This window comes from Nitrosomonas marina, assembly GCF_900111605.1.
In the GTDB taxonomy this organism is placed as follows: domain Bacteria; phylum Pseudomonadota; class Gammaproteobacteria; order Burkholderiales; family Nitrosomonadaceae; genus Nitrosomonas; species Nitrosomonas marina_A.
The window spans coordinates 32884-50632 of record NZ_FOIA01000025.1; the positions used below are offsets into that span (position 1 = coordinate 32884).

The 17749-nt window shown below is 49.3% G+C and carries 18 protein-coding genes and 1 pseudogene; 15 read left to right on the forward strand and 4 right to left on the reverse strand.

The window, feature by feature from the left end; genetic code table 11:
- Positions 1 to 19: 19 nt before the first annotated feature.
- The 3 genes from BMY62_RS11510 (at position 20) to BMY62_RS11520 (ending at position 1643) form a co-directional block, all read left to right on the forward strand.
- On the forward strand, positions 20 to 526 hold the full coding sequence (locus BMY62_RS11510) for a lysozyme (RefSeq protein ID WP_090659968.1): 507 nt from the start codon (positions 20 to 22) through the stop codon (positions 524 to 526).
- Positions 527 to 554: 28 nt separating this feature from the next.
- Complete coding sequence (gene dut, locus BMY62_RS11515; protein WP_090659971.1) at positions 555 to 1049, forward strand: dUTP diphosphatase; 495 nt, start codon at positions 555 to 557, stop codon at positions 1047 to 1049.
- Between the two features lie 72 nt (positions 1050 to 1121).
- On the forward strand, positions 1122 to 1643 hold the full coding sequence (locus BMY62_RS11520) for a hypothetical protein (RefSeq protein WP_090659973.1): 522 nt from the start codon (positions 1122 to 1124) through the stop codon (positions 1641 to 1643).
- On the opposite strand, the gene BMY62_RS11525 is transcribed toward BMY62_RS11520, so the two are convergent.
- The 3 genes from BMY62_RS11525 to BMY62_RS11535 are packed head-to-tail and all read right to left on the reverse strand — an operon-like array spanning position 1640 to position 7197.
- Positions 1640 to 4543, reverse strand: coding sequence for a glycoside hydrolase family 19 protein (locus BMY62_RS11525; RefSeq protein WP_090659975.1), 2904 nt, complete (start codon positions 4541 to 4543; stop codon positions 1640 to 1642). The genes BMY62_RS11520 and BMY62_RS11525 overlap by 4 nt on opposite strands.
- A 6-nt stretch (positions 4544 to 4549) precedes the next feature.
- Positions 4550 to 5461 (reverse strand): hypothetical protein, encoded by a 912-nt coding sequence (locus BMY62_RS11530; RefSeq protein ID WP_090659978.1) that lies wholly within the window; start codon positions 5459 to 5461, stop codon positions 4550 to 4552.
- 2 nt (positions 5462 to 5463) lie between these two features.
- Positions 5464 to 7197 carry a hypothetical protein gene (locus tag BMY62_RS11535; protein WP_177170375.1) on the reverse strand — a complete coding sequence of 578 codons (1734 nt, stop codon included), beginning with the start codon at positions 7195 to 7197 and terminating at the stop codon, positions 5464 to 5466.
- 166 nt (positions 7198 to 7363) lie between these two features.
- On the opposite strand from BMY62_RS11535, the gene BMY62_RS11540 reads away from it, so the two are divergent.
- From BMY62_RS11540 to BMY62_RS11595, 12 genes are all read left to right on the forward strand, one after another.
- Positions 7364 to 8209: a hypothetical protein gene (locus tag BMY62_RS11540; protein WP_090659981.1), complete on the forward strand. Its 846-nt coding sequence runs from the start codon at positions 7364 to 7366 to the stop codon at positions 8207 to 8209.
- Between the two features lie 4 nt (positions 8210 to 8213).
- On the forward strand, positions 8214 to 8948 hold the full coding sequence (locus BMY62_RS11545) for a hypothetical protein (RefSeq protein ID WP_090659985.1): 735 nt from the start codon (positions 8214 to 8216) through the stop codon (positions 8946 to 8948).
- Positions 8945 to 9286 (forward strand): hypothetical protein, encoded by a 342-nt coding sequence (locus tag BMY62_RS11550; protein ID WP_090659988.1) that lies wholly within the window; start codon positions 8945 to 8947, stop codon positions 9284 to 9286. The genes BMY62_RS11545 and BMY62_RS11550 overlap by 4 nt, the downstream gene beginning before the upstream one ends.
- Entirely contained in the window at positions 9283 to 9825 is a 543-nt protein-coding gene (locus tag BMY62_RS11555; RefSeq protein ID WP_090659991.1) for a hypothetical protein, read from the forward strand. Before BMY62_RS11550 ends, BMY62_RS11555 begins: the two co-directional genes overlap by 4 nt.
- Complete coding sequence (locus BMY62_RS11560) at positions 9822 to 10163, forward strand: hypothetical protein (RefSeq protein WP_090659994.1); 342 nt, start codon at positions 9822 to 9824, stop codon at positions 10161 to 10163. Before BMY62_RS11555 ends, BMY62_RS11560 begins: the two co-directional genes overlap by 4 nt.
- A 6-nt stretch (positions 10164 to 10169) precedes the next feature.
- Positions 10170 to 11252, forward strand: coding sequence for an ATP synthase subunit B family protein (locus tag BMY62_RS11565; protein WP_143058806.1), 1083 nt, complete (start codon positions 10170 to 10172; stop codon positions 11250 to 11252).
- Between the two features lie 6 nt (positions 11253 to 11258).
- Positions 11259 to 11747 carry a hypothetical protein gene (locus BMY62_RS11570; RefSeq protein ID WP_090659999.1) on the forward strand — a complete coding sequence of 163 codons (489 nt, stop codon included), beginning with the start codon at positions 11259 to 11261 and terminating at the stop codon, positions 11745 to 11747.
- A 125-nt stretch (positions 11748 to 11872) separates the two neighbouring features.
- A complete protein-coding gene (locus BMY62_RS11575; protein ID WP_090660002.1) occupies positions 11873 to 13600 on the forward strand; it encodes a hypothetical protein in 1728 nt (575 codons plus the stop codon).
- 51 nt (positions 13601 to 13651) lie between these two features.
- Positions 13652 to 14200 (forward strand): hypothetical protein, encoded by a 549-nt coding sequence (locus BMY62_RS11580; protein WP_090660004.1) that lies wholly within the window; start codon positions 13652 to 13654, stop codon positions 14198 to 14200.
- Between the two features lie 6 nt (positions 14201 to 14206).
- Positions 14207 to 15853 carry a hypothetical protein gene (locus BMY62_RS11585; RefSeq protein WP_090660007.1) on the forward strand — a complete coding sequence of 549 codons (1647 nt, stop codon included), beginning with the start codon at positions 14207 to 14209 and terminating at the stop codon, positions 15851 to 15853.
- Between the two features lie 42 nt (positions 15854 to 15895).
- Entirely contained in the window at positions 15896 to 16600 is a 705-nt protein-coding gene (locus BMY62_RS11590; protein ID WP_177170376.1) for a hypothetical protein, read from the forward strand.
- Positions 16601 to 16686: 86 nt separating this feature from the next.
- On the forward strand, positions 16687 to 17511 hold the full coding sequence (locus tag BMY62_RS11595; RefSeq protein ID WP_090660010.1) for a hypothetical protein: 825 nt from the start codon (positions 16687 to 16689) through the stop codon (positions 17509 to 17511).
- A 156-nt stretch (positions 17512 to 17667) separates the two neighbouring features.
- Here BMY62_RS11595 and BMY62_RS15975 read toward each other — a convergent pair.
- Positions 17668 to 17749, reverse strand: a pseudogene (locus BMY62_RS15975) (IS5/IS1182 family transposase); the annotation flags it as partial.

Genomic DNA, 17749 nt, shown 5'->3' on the forward strand with positions numbered 1-17749 from the left:
TGAGGCAGAGAAAATTAACATGGAACTGAGCGGAAAAGGTATTGAATTCCTTAAATCGATTGAGATGTTTCGGTCAAAGCCGTATGACGATCAGACCGGGAAAGATGTTGAGCACTGGGTTAAGGGCGCGACAATCGGGTATGGGCATCTAATAAGTTGGCCTGAATGGGAATTGTTCGGCAGAAGTTATAAGCACGCCGGAATAACGCAATGCGTAGGTGAGTGGATGTTTGCAAGTGATTTGCAACCGTTTGTCGACAGCGTTAATGAAAGAGTGCATGTCGTTGTTGCTCAGAATCAATTCGATGCGCTGGTGATCCTGGCATTCAACATAGGAATCGGCAATTTTGGCAGTTCATCCGCACTCAAACTGATCAACAATCCATATTCCAGAACCGGTTACGTTAGCCTTGAAGCAGCATGGAAGGCTTGGAAAAAATCACAAGGGAGAGTGATGCAGGGGCTCATAAATCGGCGCCATGCGGAGTGGAGAATCTACTCTGAAGGCGTCTACGAGCGGTGGTAACAATTAATAACTACGCAGTGAGGATAAATTGAAATTTAAACTGAAAATATTGAACAATGGCATTACTAAAGCTGATTTAACCCCGAAAACGCCCGGCAGCGCTGGTATCGATCTAATGGCTGTTGGTATTGATGGAATGCCTGATGGCGACTTTGTTATTCCGCCGAACGAAACGCGACTGGTGAGGACCGGTATTGCGATTCATCTTGATAACCCAGGGTACGCGGCTATGTTGTTGCCACGGTCCGGAATGGGGCATAAGCACGGAATCGTATTAGGCAATCTGGTCGGGCTTATTGATTCGGATTACCAGGGTGAATTGATGGTTTCAGCGTGGAACAGGAGCGGCAAGGTGTTCAAGGTTGAGCATCTTACACGCATCGCGCAGATGATTATTGTGCCTGTGGCGAAGCTGGAGTTCGAGATCGTTGAGAATTTTGATGAAACGATACGGGGATCTGGCGGCCTTGGATCGACGGGCACAAAAGGCGGAGTAGTTGGCCCTGGCTTTGGGTTGTTCTGATTCAGAAAGTGTTGGATGAGAATTTCGACAAATTAATTGAAGAATCGAATAAGGATTGAGAGTGACAAAATCATGGGCTGGAAAAACGTTAAAGAACATTACAATCTGGATGGGCGCATCGTTTATATTGATGAGAATGGTGATATCTGTATAGGCGATGAGTTATTAATCAAGAGAGCGGTTATAAGACTCGAAACGAATAGCACTCATGTGTATGGGGATGTTAGTGTCTTGGGATTTACGTTGAATCGCATAGACTACGACGAGTTAAAAAGTCTTATAAATACTCCTGACCAATTTGAAAAATCTTTGCCTGTTTATACATACAAAGATGGAGTAATTGTTGAGAAGCAATGTGAAGAATACGGCTGGCCGAATGTGACGCACGACGGCTGTTTAATGCGCGATGATATGTATTCAAAGAGCCGTGCGAAGGCTGTTAAGCTTGCAAAGAGATACTTGGATTCCATGACAAAAAAAGCCGCGAGAGAAGTGTCATCGGCCAGGCGTAAGCTTGAGCGCTCAAAAGAAAAGTTGCTCGAAATTAAGAAGATAAAAAAAAGATTTAACGAGACGTGCAAGAACGCCGATTAGTCGCTCAACCCACCCGTAACAACGTGCGCAATCCTGCGGTCCTTAACATCCTGGCCGACTTCGTTTGAGTTGATGACTATAGGTTGCTGATTGCGTTTTCCTGATCCCGACGTAAGCTGTTCAGATATTGACGGCGCGTCGGGTATTTTGTGCTGCATGGCTGGTATTTTTGGCGCGACCGGTGTCGGCGCTGATACAGTCTGTGTCGTGGTAATATTAGGCGCCTGAAGTGATGCCATGTAGCTGGCGTATTTTGTTTGCCTGTCATCCAAGCCATTTAAGCCGCCATTAATGCCGCGTGTGACGGACGAAACATCGCCGGTCCTGGCTTTTTCACCAAGATTGTTCTTTTGCCAGTACCATGCAGAGATTTTGGCTGCCATTTCTGGCTTTGAGGCAAGGTCAGGGTATTTTACAAGATCAATACCCAAATCTTTGCTCGCCGCTTCATAGTTGTTGCGACCGGTAAGCTGTGTATGGCCGCGTCCGCGGAATTTATACGCATCACCCGGATTGACATTACCCATGCGACCGCCATACATGATCTCGGCTACTGCTTCAGGTCCTTGCGCCATGGCCTGCTCTATTGCCGCGCGACCTTTGCTTTTCGCTGTCTTGCTGACTTCCATAATTCTGTCAGGACTTCGATAATTGAAGCTTTCTTCCATCTGCGTGAATCCTGCGGATTCGTGCGACATCTGCGCCATGAACATTGCGCGTTCCTTCGGATCGGTTATGCCTGCCCGATCCATTTGACGAACAAGTGCCGCTTCATTTCTTTCAGCATTTTCTGATTTCCCGCCACCAAAAATTCTACCCATCATCCCTGACAAAGAGAATCCGGTGCTGTCGTCATTACTCGCCTCTGAAACCAGATCAAGCAGCATGCCCTTTTCGCGTTTGGCTCGATTCAAGGTTGATTTGCGCGTTTTCCTGCTTGAACTCTTGAAAAGCGGGTCATTGTTTTTTATTTTAAAGTCCTGGACCGCAGTTATAATGTCCGCATCCGACATTTTGTCAACGTTCCTGCCTTCAAGTGATTTCTGGATAACCGATGTGTTGCCACCGAACTGAACAGCCGTACTAAACACGGCATCCTGAACGGCTTTGCCGCGTTCGGACAGATCGATACCGGAACTGGCCAGTTTTTCCATCTGCGGATCAAAGTGAGTTTCCCTGATAAAGTTATGCTGCGCTTTTCCGAAATCTGGATCATTTTCTGCTATTTCGCGCCATTTCTTGTTGAACGCGTCCGTTCCAGGCTTTAGGTCGGAAAATTGCTGGCCATATTCTGTGGATCCAAGAAAGCCTTGCAATGTCCCTCTGTTGGAAGATAGCTGATATGTTCCGTATGATGGGCCGCCAAAGTCGCCGTCTCCTGTCGATATTGCGCCGGCGCCTTCTCTTCCTGATTCAAGCATTCTGCTTGTTTGGCCAAGCGTCCAGTCTTTGTCGGTTTGCGTAATACTGCTGAATTTTTCCCTTATGCTTTTGACTATGCTTGAGTTTTTTACGGCATCAACACCTTTGGATATTGACCCCTTTACATCTATGCCGAATTTGTCTTTGATGGATTCTGTGAGGGAGTTCCAGGTAGAAGATATCTTGTTGCTGATTGAGTCAAACATGGACCCAAATTTATTCATGAGGCTATTGAATTGATCTTCCATGGTTGATAGCGATCTGTTCCAAGCCCCAGCCAATTCATCCTTGATATCAAATTTTTCGCCTATGATATCGCTTAGATATTCGCCAGCATTCCTGCCAGCCATGTCACCAAGAAATATTCCGCCTAATGCGCCCAATACTCCACCAGCTGCCGTTCCAGCCGGACCCGCTAGTGACCCAACAGCTGCTCCTGCTTTGCCGCCGGCATACGCACCGGCAAGAATTCCGGTTGTTCCAGTAAATCCGCGTACAATCTTTTTGTTTCGGTCGCCTGTTTCAAGGTCATCGTCCGAGAATCCTGAATACAGGTCAAAAATACTTTTTGCTCCAGTAAACAATGCTGCCATGCCTGGGATTCGTTTCGCGACTGCACCGATTATTGCGGTAATAATCCCGGCTCCGAGGATGTAGGTCAAAAAACCTCCACCGCCAGAAGTTACTGGCTTTTCTTCAATGCTTTTGAGCCTTTGATTGGCCACCTTGCTAAATGTCGTCTCTTCCTTCCTGAACAGCTTTATCTCGCCAAATATGCGCCTGAACCATCGGTCAGTGCGCTTTTGCTCTTTACCGGATCCGGTCGAGAATATCTGGTACCCGCGCGCGATAGGTTGGGCAACTTCTCCGAATGCTTTTACCGTTGGATCGGTATCTTCAAGCCCCGAACTGGCGTCGGCAACTGCGCTGGCGATTTTCTCGGCTGCGCTGCTGATAAAGCGTCCGTCCATGTCTGCGGTTGTGCTGCTGTCTACTGTCTTGTCATGACTTAAATAAGCGTCGTCTTTGGAGTTGGTGTCATTGTTTTTTTTACTTACAAAGCGCCCTTTTTCATCGCGCTCTGGCGTGGCTGTGGCATCGTCACGTTTCGGTACAAACGATCGTTTTCGTGCTGTCGGGGTTGCAGTTGGTTTCGATTGAGCCATTTCATCGAAAAGCGATGAACTTGATGGCGCAGAATCATATCGCCTGCCACCAGAATCGCGCACGGTTTGTTCTGATCGCGCAGGTAATGGCAGAGCAGCGGCTGTCTTCTTTTGTCGCTCTGTGGCTCGATTTATAGCGCCGGTTTGTGTCGGTATTTTTACTTTTGCGGTTACATTGATCCCTTTGCCATCACCAAACAGCTTGGATTTGATATCTCGAATATCGTTTCTGATGTTCTGCCAGGTTTCCATCGTTTTTTTAATGTCTACCGGTTCGCCAATAAGGAAGCCTTTATTATCACTTTTGAGCATAATTAATTACCTGGATACGAAAGTGTCTATTTGAGAGAACGTCATCTGTATCTCCTGCATGGCGTCCTCACGCCGCGACAGGCTGTATTCGATGTTGGACGGGCGGAACCAGCCGATGTCCTCATAAGCGCTATATGGGATGCTGGCGTCGGTGATAAACGAGTGAACGATCCTGAATTTGATGGCGTACTTGGCTGGTACGCCGACAGTGCCATCATTCGATGCGGTAAAGTAGTGATGATCAATGTACCATTTTTTAAGGACGCCATATTGATCATCCATGGTAGTAACACGTAATTCGACTGGCTCATTGCCCTGTACGCTGTCAAGAACAGCACCGCCAATACGTTTTTTCTCGCCTGATACGGTATAAGGTGCGTAGTCCAGTTCAGTTGCGAACATGTTGAACCATGGTGATACCCAGTCGCCCATTAATTCGCTGGATACTTCGATAAGAAACAGATTTTTCTTGGATAGCCGAGACGATTTCATCGTTTCGTATATTTGCAGGGCTTCGGTAGGCGTGATGCCACCGAAAACCGGCGTAGGCCGTCCCCAATATCGAGTTTGTGACGCAACCGCGCTCATGCCTGGCAGAATGTCGTTCAATAATCCTGAGTCGAGTACACGCAGTCCTGCTGAATTGATATCGCCCTGCAGGATGTCGCCAACGACGCCGCCACCAACATTCAGAGCCCGGTGCGCCTGTATCGGGATGTGTTCGTTGATCGCGTTCCTGACAACATTTGTAGCTGTGGCAGCACCTATCTTTGACACAGCCTGCGCCAGTTCGCCGCCGCCCATCATATTGGCTGCGTGCTGACCGAGGGTGTTGGTTGTGTTAGTAGTTCCTGATATAACCGAGCCGATGGCTCCTTTCTGTGACAAACTTTTTGCCACGTCATTGTATAGTGACATTTTTAATCGCCCATAATGCTGTCGATGTATTTGAGCCCCTTGCTTGATATTTCGCTCAGTCGCTTTGATGATCGCTTGCTTTTTGCTACTGACATAAGCACTTCGCGTATCTCCCGCAGGTCAACATCACCCTGCGTTGCGCTATCCATCTTAGGATCTTCACCGCTTCGATTTCCGAAGCCCCCGCCGCTTCGATTTCCGAAGCCATCGTCATTGGTTTCGTCTTCATCCTTGGCCTTGACGATTGCCGCGTATGTTTTCGCCTGGTCCTCATCCAGCAACATTTCTTTAGTCAAAAAGTCTTCCATTATTTCTTCAGTAGCGCCGATATCTTTCATTTGCTGCATGGCTTGAACCAAAATCATGCCGGCATTCATTGAATCCTGTCTGGTTCGTTGCTTCTCGGCTTCGAGTGCAGAAATAGATCCGTAAAAATTGACGGTCCATGGTCGCTCGCTTGCACTGAAAACGACGCCATATTTCTTCAGCGTATGAATGTCGATGATGTGATAGATGAAATCGGCCAGCGATGTCCGTATGTGTCTCGCATTCTCCGCAGCCTGGGCGGATGTCCGGAAAAACCCGCCTTCACCGAGCCCGCCAGCCATTTGATCCGCAAAACCGATCATTGACATGTCGACGCCAATGCCCCCGGACAGTAGGCGAGCATGAAAAATAACATCCTCCACAGTTATGGTGCCGGTACGTTCGGTCTGTCCGCCATCCGCATTGCTGATAGTTGTCAGTTGCTTCTCACCCCATACAGGAATCATGTGCCAGATACGCTCAAGTAACGGCTTGCCTTCCTGTACCGCCGTTTCTGCCCGTTTCTTGGATGATTCAAACATTGTTTTAACTGATGCCAGAAAGCTTTTTTGCTGCTCAAGCGTCATTGATTCCATGTTTAACTGCAGCATTTTTTCATCGATAGAATCAATCCATCGCTGACCTACGAGACCGATCAGCGAAGCGTACAGGTTGTCGTAAGCCTGTTCGACGTTATAAAGCAGAGATCCGCCCGCCATACTCGGCATGACCGGCACGCTATCCAGATCATCCTCAGTGATCATCATGCGGATTGCTTTTTCGACTACGCCGTGTTGCGGCACCCATTGCGTGCGCGGCATTTTAAGTCTGGCCATTTGTGCTACGGTCAATCGTTCAGGATTCCGCTCGTTGATAAATGACTGAAACCCTATCGTTCGGTTGCCGCGCTCGAATGGCTGTATCAGCTGAGGCCGCACGAGTTCATCGGTGTAAAGATCGACAACGCCAACATTGTCTTTTGAGTAAATCCTTGCGTATGCGTCACCGAACGCGGCGCCAGTGTATGCGCATTGATAGGCTTTTTTATTCAGGATAGGGCCGAGGGTATCTTTGATTTCCTCAGTCATGCTTTTCAGTTTCTTGTTGCTTTCCGTGTCCGGCTTTTGTTCGATAAAAACCACATCGCCGGTTGTTTCGTGACCGCCCAAGGCTGACGTGACAAGTAATTTCAGAGATGACGACACTATCGCATCTGACTCCATGTCATCCCACTTGTTGTAGATAACCTGACGTGCCCTTGCGCCGCGTCTCCCGGTACCAAGCAGTGATGCAATGGTGGTTGATCCGCCGCCATATAAATAGGCGTCCTCTGGTTTTATCTCGTTTGCAGGGGTGATATGTTCAGCCGACCACCGTTTGGCTGGCATTCCGAGTTTGGCAAGGAAACTGCTTTGTTTGATGTTTGGCATACCGGGCAATTATAGGTTTTTAGTCAATTGCAAAATGGTATGTTGTAACTGGCTTCCAATAGTGCTGATTTTCCGCAGCCGGTCGATCAATTGCGGAAAATTGCAATAAATGCCTTGTCTCAGGTCGGCATTATTACCCGTGTTGATTAATCACGGAGTAATAGTTATGCCTCAAAAAACGCCAAAGATTCGCTATTCATTGAAAGACAGAGGGCGACAGTACACCGGCAAGGTGCGTAATTTCAATATTCGGGCGCTGTTTGACTTTGTAAATAGTGACGCATGCCAGGAAACGGTTGAATCGCGCGGCATGATCGGTTACTACGGCCATTGGCCAAGAGTCCGGTTCGGCATGGACCCGACAGAGGGTGGTTTGGATAACGGCAAGCCGGTGCCGGTTGAGCCCGCTTTTGTCACGACTCACCTGAAAATGTTTGATGATGGGATGGTTGAGCATGTGGCCGAGTTTTTCGATACAGCATCTGGAAAACTGGCGGAAAAGCTGTTTTTCGACAGCAAAACAGGCGGCTTTTCGTCTGCAATCGACGCCTCAATAAACAAGTTCTATGGGTTTGATTATGTGATAGAGCCTAACTTCCTGAACAATTCATTCCGGGGGGTGACGCTTGATGATGCCATGGGCGGAAGCCTTGGCGAACTGACCTATGACGATGTGTACGCGGCTGAGTGTGAAGAATACGCCAGAAACATGATGGCTTTGCTAGACAGCATCAAGGGCGAGCGTGAAGCATCAAGTGAGACGATTGAGCGCCTGCAGCAGGACAATGAGCAGCTTATGTCATTCCTGGCAAGTCATAACGTTGATGCGGCTGCCGTTCTGGATTCTTCTCGCGGCTCGTCTCATATCCTGGTCGATCGAAGCGCGAAAGAGCAGCTTCTTGATGACGTGAACAGCTTCGGTAATGAAACGCTTCCCCAGGCTGGCCAACGGGAAGAGGTTGTTATTGATGACAAAGCGTACCAGCGAATTCACACGCGCATGAACCGATAAGAACATGATTGAGCCTGTAAAAAGAGCCTTCGGTGCGTACATGGAAGGCTTTTATAAAAGCATTATTCCGACTGCTGAGTCTCTGAATGAGTACGCTTCAAGAGGTTACGCGACAAGTGTTGGATGGGCAAAAGACAGGATGGTGGATGATGCCGAGGCCATGATTGAGGCGTATTTCAAAAACGATACTGATGACGCGCCAACGCAGCCGCCCAAATTGCCGGTCATTCTTATGGCGGTTGATAAAAACTACACGCCGACAGGTCGAGATTATACCCGGCAGATAACCGCTGATGATGATCTGTGGGTGATATTGCCTGATGACGTCAAAGAGCGTGCATTCGATGTCAAAGTGATGGCCGGTGATATAAGAGCGCAGCTGGCCATTTTTTCGCATACGTCTGATGCTGCAAGGTCTATTGCGGCGCAATTCCTCTTGTACATTGATTCGCCGCTACGCAGGCACTTTGACGCAAGTTATGAATTTGCTGGACAGACTGTAGACGGCTGGCCGGTGCAGATAGAGACGCCAGATATACCCGCATCTGACATCAAGGTTGAGGGCGTTAAAAACATGACCATTCTTGCTATCGATATCACCTTGCACGCATCGATACCGCTGTTTGGCGCACCGAAAGAGGGTGAGCCGAACGATGGCAAGGGAATTCCGGGCACAGATGACCCTGCAGGTCATCCGGTTGTAGTCGAGGTCGTCAACAAACGTGAGGACGTGCTGTGATTGAGCAGTATCAGGATGAAATTATTGGATATCTATTAATCGGCTTGTGCTTTCTGTTGCTCACTCTCAGGGGCAGTCTCAAGAATCCTAACGATGCCGGTATGCTGCAATCCCAGGAAATAGAACTGGGCGATATCGTGTGGCGGTCCATATTGTTATGGCCGTACCACTTGCTATGCTGGATTTTTTCATGGCAGATCTGGTTAATGCCAGTCCGGGATATCCTGCTTAAGGTTGGCATATTCAACCATGAAATGAATTTCCTTTATAAATTCCTGATTGTTGTATTGCTGTTTCTGAACCTGGTGTTTCTCTGGTACTTCGAGGTGTTCAAGTGACAATAAAGATTCAGTCTACATTCTCGGGGTATGGCGGCGGCGCATGCACGCTATTTTCGTTGTACGACACCGATACAAACGTGCTGGCTATCGGTGTGCAGGCAGAGTTCCGGAAAGAGCGCCGTAAAGATTGTATTGTGATTACAAACGATCATGATATTGACCGCGACACACTGTTTACGGATGACGATATCAAGGCCGCTATTTCAGCATTCTACGCACTACAGCAAGGCGTGGCTTCTGACGGCAAGGGGGCTAGACTGGTATTCTCTGAACGCGCCGCAAGATCGAATCCAGCATCATCAATCGAAAAAGACGGTATTGACGTCAACGGACCGCGTTACCGAATATCTGAAAACGTCACATGCGGGCAGATGGCTGCGCTTGCGACGTGCTTGCATGCAATAAAAGCCGGAAAGGTCGAACAGATGCTTGGTATGGCTGGTGAACTTGCAAAATTAACTGGCGGCGATAGCAACAAGACCGATATGGATGACGAGGTAGAGCGGTTTAGAAGGGGCGAGGTGATTTCAATATGATTGATGTCAACTCAACCGCAGCCAAAGACTTTTATAAAGAGGTCCGGCGTTTTGCGCAAAGAACGAAGCCATGGGAAACGGCATTGTTCTACGAGACCAAGCCCGATGAAGAGCGCGATATAACCCTTGTTTCTCAGCGCGTGTACGGGCGTCGTGATGAGTTTTTGGCAGTAATGGCAGCTGCCGGGCTTGATACTGTTGATCAACCATTGCCGCAGATACGCATTACATTGCCTACCGAAGGTCAGCTTTATGCAATCAAGCGGAAAACAGGTTTTGAATCCGTGGCGGATAACCGCAAAGACTATAAGCCGACCTGGGAACGTCGCGGGAGATAGTTGCCGGTGGTTGACAGTATTCTTGGGAAACTCAGGGGGCATGTAGGCGAGGCGAAATCCCGCGCACAGGCCGACAAGCGCGAGCGTGAGCAAGCCGGACAAGGCGACAAGTCAGTAATTCTTACCAAGCGCGAGGTCCAAGGTGAGTGGGACGCAAGCCGCGTTCTGATGACTACCATAGGCGGGGCGCAAAGACCTATCACCGCAAACGATCTCGCTCAGTTCCGCCACAACATGCGCATGGCGCAGAGTAACTTCAAGGGTGACGGTATTACTGCCAGGCAGGTAATAGACCTTGCGTCATCGAAGCCGATGCCCGGCGCTGGTCCAGATACCGATATAGACAGGGCTCGCAAACAAATCAATATGGCAATACCTGTGTCAGCCGCAAATAATGAAGTACGTTTTATCACCAATGCCGGGCCGGATTCGGACGTTAATCGCCATCATGTTCTGGTCAAATTCAATGCGTTCAGCGCGGCGGTCAATAAGTTGATGTCGGCCAAGTCCAAGGATAGCAAAACTCCAAAACAAACGGCTAACTGGTTAAGGAAGCAGAAGCTCGCGTTTGACTGTGATTGCGGACGTCATAGATATTGGTTCCGGTATATAGCAACAATAGGAAACTTCAACGCCGGTCGTGATGAACTTGGATTCCCGAAAATACGGAACCCGAACCTGAAAGGCGTTGCGTGCAAGCATGTGCTGCGCGTTATGAGCGAGATTGACACATCGACAACGGTGCTCAATTTCCTGACCAAGCACATGGAGAAGGTGCATGCGTCTGCTGATAACACAGCAAGACATCAAATGCGCCAGGCTGAGGCTGATAAAGCGGCAGAGAAGCAGGCAGCAAGAAAGCGAACCATTAAAACCAGTGAGCAACGTGTGCAGGAACGCGCCCGCGTGCAGGAGCGCAATGCGTTGAAAACTGCGGCCAAGAAAGTAAAGCGGGTGAAAGTCAAGCCTGTTGGTACGCGCAAGATTGAGGCCGCATTGAAGTCCGGGAAACTGGCGGAGTCGGATCTCGAGGTATTGCGCCGGTTCGGAGTCACAGATAAGCAGATTGCAGACAAATTGGGAGTATAGAACATCATGCTAAACAATGTGCCAAGCGGCATGAACCGGATGCGTCGCAATGTGGTGATTAATCATCCTAATACATGGGAATGCCAGGTTTTCAAAAAAACAGTTCACCGCAATGGAGAGCCTGTTGTTGGTGGCTTGCCTACGCTAGGCGGGGCGATGGTGCTCAGTTCAGAGGATGAAGAGAACGTATCCTGGGAACATATTGGCAACGGTTACGCACTGCAGGCAGAAAACTTCACGCCAGCCAGTATGATGGACCGGCAGGACGCGAACATTGGCGCAGCCGAAGTTCGTTACCTGATCGAGCCGGAATCTCCCGAAGGCATGAAAGGCCACTTTTTTATCAGCAAGCACTACGTTATCTATCTGGTCATTTCTGACGCCGTGAGGGTGGCGTATGAGGTGGTCGATATCGAAACGGTTATGAACGTCTCACCCTACGCAACACGCTATGTCATGAACCGCAGGGCTGATCTGGACCTGCTACCTGATTAAAACCGGAAAAACCCGCATTTAGACTAATTCTGTCCTTTCACAATAAACATTAACTCGCTCATTCGAGTATCAGTGCCCGGTCATTTGTCCGGGTGAGTAATTGTTTATAAAAACGAGGACAGAAGATGACCAAAGAAGCGGTAGTACAGCAAGTCGAGCAGGATTGCTACAGCCAATCAGCAGAGAAGGCGACGGAGTTTGTTAATAGCCTTCTCGAAAACTCAGCCAAGGGCAGCACTTTCGATTCTGCAAGTGCTAATGATTTTGCCGGATCAGTTGTTAATCAGGGCGATACTGGCGTGGAGGTTCCTGAGTCCATGCAGATTGTTCTGGATGAGGCGTATTGCGGCGCGAGTGAAGACGAGAAAAAGCGCAACCGGGCAAAAATCATCAAAGCCATATTTGATGGTGTTGGCACGTATCAGCGTCAACACGGCGTCAGCATTCCGCCAGATATCAGCAATTACGCCATCCACATGGGTTTTGCAGCAACAGATTTTGCGGCAAACAAGTACAAACTGGACAGAGTTAAGCTGGATAGCGCGAGTTCCGCGCATCATGACCAGTTGTCACTACAGCCTAACCGTGCTGTCGTGGCGATTCTGTCAGCGTTTGGTGACGCGATTCCCTTCGCTCACTATTTGCCTGCAGATATTGGTTCGAACGAGGCAAAGCTGGCTATCCTGTCGCACGAGGCCGGGCACACATACGGTCAGTATGCGCAAGGCGATTCAATGGATGGCGTCAATTCTGGCAAGCCATACCTGACATCTTCGCGCATTCATGCTCTGTTCCCGACAGTCAGTACCGGAGATATTGACGGCAAGCTGACCAAGTTGCAGGCAACACCTTCAACCTGCGATCAGGCCGCAGATGCAGTCAAATTGCTGCGCGGTCGTGCTGTTTTGTACGTTAAAGGCATGGTTGCTGCAAGAGAGGTGGATTCTGAGGGCTCAGGCAACTCTGTTGTGAGCGGATCAATTACTATATCCGGCACAACTTACACGATCGGTGGAAATATCAACACCGATACCGGTGTGTTTGCCTTAACAACCACTCCGGCATTGCCAGAAACGGTCCCGGTTGCGGTTGAAAGCTTCGTTGACTACGAGCGAGGGCCTGAAAATATTCCAAGCATGCTGAGTGCCGTAAGAACGAGACCATTGTTCGCCAAGCCATGGCGTGGGTTTACGCAAGTCACGCCTGATGCGCGCACTCAGATATCACAGGAATTGGGTTTGGATGCGCACGGTGAAGCGATGGTCGCCATTCAGCGGCAATTGTCTGGCGAACGTCATTATGAAGTGCTTGAAAAAGCATTGCGATTGGGCGCAAACAATCAGGTTACATTCGATTTTGACTGGACCAACCGCAAAACCTACATGCACCGTTCAGATGCGTGGCGCGATCTGGCCAGTGCGCTTGGCGTTGCTTCACAGCAAATGGCTATCGATACGTTCGATCATGGTATTTCTCACCTGTATATCGGTAAGTACATCATGTCGGACTTCCTGTCATTGCCTAGCGATATCTGGCAGCCGTCCGGCGTTATGCTGCGTCCCGGAATATTCCGTGTCGGTCGATTGTTCGGGCTCTATGATGTGTACTACACCCCAAGAACCATTCAGGACACAGCGGGTGCCGCGCAAATTCTCTGCGTAGGTCGCGCAAGTTCTGTTGCCTTGAATCCGTTTGTTCTGGGCGATTCAGTTCCTGTAACCATGATTCCGCTCGGTGTCAGTACCGATCTAAAAGCTGGCGTGGGTGTTTATGGTCGTAGCCTGACCGATGTTAATCCGCATATTTCAGCTTCACTTGGTTGCGCAATCATCAACGTCACCAACATGCAGTAATCATTCAGGTGATTTGATCTGATGTAGCAATTTCTATACAGGAGAACATTGATGAGAAAGATAGAAGTGGGGGCGCCAGCCCTCCAGGGTGAAGCAAGACAGACCGTCCAGCAGGTTTTCGGTGAATCCGAATTCCCCCTGATGGTCGAGGTAACAAGCCGTATGCCATGCGTCATTACAATCCCTGAGATTAACGGCCTTACGCTTGATACCGTGTGCAGTGCTGACGGCTCAAACTCAAAAGAGGTCCAGGTGGGCAGCATCGATCAATTGAAGCGCGCCGTTTCAAGCATGGAGCAGATTGCAACCATGAATGGACTTAAGCACGCGCTGACGATCGAGGCGGTTTCTGATGAGGGTGAAGAGGATGAAGATCCTGCTGCTGATCCTGATCCCGGTTCTGACCCTGATTCTGACCCTGATTCTGACCCTGATGGAGAGAAGCCAGACCCTGATCAGAACGGTAAACAGGACAAAAGCGGTGCCGGTGATGACCAAAACAGCCAACAACAACCTGGCGCAAATAAAAGCGGCGCTGGCGCAACAAAGACGGCGGCAAAATCAGGCGTCGTTGGCAGCAAAGCAAAGAAAGGAGGTTAATACAGCATGAGCGCACAAGCATTTGTAAGACAACTCGGTGAAGAGCCGGGCGTACAACTTAATCCGCTGCGTGATCAATCGGAAATTCCTGCGTTTAGCAATGCAGATCAGAACTTTGGGATCATGATGCGTGCCACGCGGGGGCGTATTGACAAACCATTCAAAGTGGATCGTGGCAATGTACGCGTGAAGCTTGGCAAAGGCGAACAGGTGCGTGTGTCTGCTCTTAACGAGGCATGGGTGCATGTTGTTGAGGCGTTGAATAATGGCGCTTATGAGGCCGTTGTCCAGCGTCTGGTAACTGATGCTGCAGAGATCAAGTGGGCATTGGTCGAGGTCGACTCGGGCACCCAGGCAATCACCTATTCTGTATCCGATACCGAGCCGGTCGCGCCTTATTTTCTGTCAATCAAGCATCTTGGATGCTTCAACGACGGTATCAAGGTGCGTTACCGGGCTGATGAAAAGAAAGTTGGTGGCGTGGCGCAGGTGAATGATGAAATCACGCTGCAAATTCTGGATTCTGATGATGTGCCGCTGTATGAGTTCTTCGGTTCGCTGGATATCGACGCCAAGGACGACTACGGCAATTCGCTGTATTTGCCCGATGTGGTCGCGTCATTTACCGATGAGCTTGAGGTAAGCGTTGGCGTTACCGGTGTTGATGCAACCGTGGCCACGACTTCTGATGCATACGGCTACGATACTGGCGGCCAAGAAAAATGGTCAAAGTCAAATACGCTGGTTTGTTTTGACGAGGGCGGCACCGGTTATGTAACAGAAGATTACTCGCTTGCGCGGGTGAAGCTGGAAAACACGCCGTTCGAGTATGAGTACATTTCATCCGGTGGCTCGCAGTCTGCCGGGCTGCTTGGTCAATTGGCACAGCTTGCGCATGACACTAACCGTCAATTGCGTTTTGACGTGCCTGGCAATCTGACCGTTGATGCGGCAGTTGCTTTCGTGGAGCAACTAAACTTCGGCGCAAGCCTGAGTTCTCACTTGTTACATGCATACTGGTCGCCTATCAAGTCGGATGATCCTACTGGCATCAATCCAAAAGGTTATTTTGGTGTTGCTACTTTGAATATTGCCTACGGGTGCGGGCGTAACGCACAGAGAAACGCGCGCGGTTTTGCGCCGAAAAATTACCCGATTGCAGGTAGAAACTGGCCAATTAGACGGACTCGCATGTCTCAGGAAACAAACCCAAGCCGTCAACAGCTTAACGCGCTTGCGAAAGCAAAAGTTAATCCAGTGTTATGGGATCAGTTTTCAGGCGGTGGCCGGTTCGTGTTCACTGATTCACTGACCAGTGCCCTGGTTGTCTCCAGCTTGAAGAAACTGATTGCTGTGGCTGACATGTCGGCTGAAATTGACGATAACGTCACTCGGTATGGCAAGGATGTACTTCAGTTGCCGATGGAGATCGCTCTCAAGAGGCTGAGAAACTTCTTGACTGAATTGTTTGAGGGCGCTGAGGCATCCGGCTGGCTGGTGCCAAGTAATGATCCTGAAATGGAAGGACGTGCCTGGCGATTTGACATTCGTCCGAATGCGCAGCGGCCTTATGACCGGATAGATTGCTCTTACTGGTTACGTTACGACGGCACAGTAAGGCAGATTTTTGTGACGCAAACACTTTCCCGTTAATCGGTAACACAGGTTTTTTAACTGACAAGGACCAAAAGAAACATGAATACAAGCGATTTGATTAAATCCGTATTGAGACCGGATAGAAAACCTAAAGTCACCGGAGCGGGAGTTACGCCCGACCGTAACGACATTGCGCTGGATATGGCCGGGGGTGGTGATGGCATGGGCGCGGCAGAGAATTACACCATGACCGAAATGAAAATGGCTGCTGCTTCGGCTATTCAGCAATGGATAGAAACCGATGACCTGGATGATGGAGAATCATCCTCAGACCGTTTGCTTGCTTTGATGGTGGGTATTGCCGATGAAAACAAGGATGGCGATATTACCGATGATGAGCAGGATGTACTTGGAATGGCTCTCGAGGCGGCATGGGACTATTTGTCAAGCAAAGGTGTAGAGGATGATGATATCGATGCGCTGCTGAATGATTTTGATGATGACGCAGCAGAGCGTGTACGTGATCTGGTTGCATCTGTACTGCCAGAGGGCGAGGACGCGGAGAGCGAGGATATTGATTCTTTCGCTTTCGACTCAGTTGCCTTGGACGCGGCATACAAAAGAAAAATTGCTGTTCGCGGCGGCAAAAAAGTACGCATTCGCAAGCGTGTTTCCGGAACTGTGAGGCTGTCAGCAAAACAAAAGCTGGCTATACGCAAGGCACGCAGAAAAAGTCATTCAGCTTCCGCAAAAATGCGCAGAGCAAAATCAATGCGCGTTCGCAAAAAGGCTGGTTTGAAATAATTTGAATCTCCTTACTGCATTAGCAGTTTTTGGCGTTACCCTTGTCGTGGGAGCTTCAGGGTGGCGCCTTTTTTATTTGTTGAGCCATGGCTAATACACCGAGTTTAGAAAACAAAACGCTTTCATCTGCCTGGGACGGGCTGTCGCCGCATCTGATAGCCAGCATTTATCAGATTGAGCGTACAGAAAGCGGCGCATACGCACGCACGAAAAACACTGATCCTGATATCGTGCAAACACCATTCTCTGAAGCCAGTATGGAAATATCATTGAACTGGCAAAGCGCGTTCGAGCATTCCGGGCCTGAGAACAGGGCGCCTACGCTGCTTGCCATGTTGCAGTCTGGCGCTCTCCAACCAATAATCGACGCGGTAGCTGGCTTTGCCGGGGATGGGAGTTCCGAAGGATTGTTAAGGGGCATTGCCACAAATGCGCAACAAGAATCCAATCGCTTTATCAGACAATTCGAGGGCAGGACCGGCATTACCAAGTTGAATTCAACACAGGTATTCAACGGCATGCCTCCGGTGAAGTTTCAGGTAACTGCGTTGTTTCGTGCGTGGCGAGATCCGTATGCCGAAGTTGAGGCGCCGTTTGAAAAACTCATGTCCTGGTCGTTGCCGGTCAAGTTATCGCCTGACGGCTCAATATTGGCCAGATCGGTCAATTCTGCGCGTGGTGAGACCGGTTTTATTGATGCACTCGTGCCCTCAATTGCGCCGGTGTTGGTTGCATTGCGTTACAAGAAGCGCACCTATGCGCCGCTTGTGATTGAGTCTGTTACAGATCCCATATCATCGCCTATCGATGTGGAGGGGCGCTTTATTGAAAAGGCTGTACCAATGACACTGGCAACCTTGACTGCGATCGATAGGGATGATTGGACGAATTATCGGAAGGTGGAGATTTGATTAAGTATCACATTTCACAAAGCAAACATAGTTGAGCCTTGTAAAGAAAATCAAGAGAATGTTTAGCTTGAGTTAAGAGAAACTAACCCAATCATCTTTTTTATCAAAATATAGAGTCTCATATGGGAAACCGGCCTTTTTCGCTAGATAGTGTCGTCATAAGATACTAGCCCAAATAGCGATGCACCGTATATGGACAGCCGCCAGAAACGATGCGGCATTCTTTGCGTATCGTGTT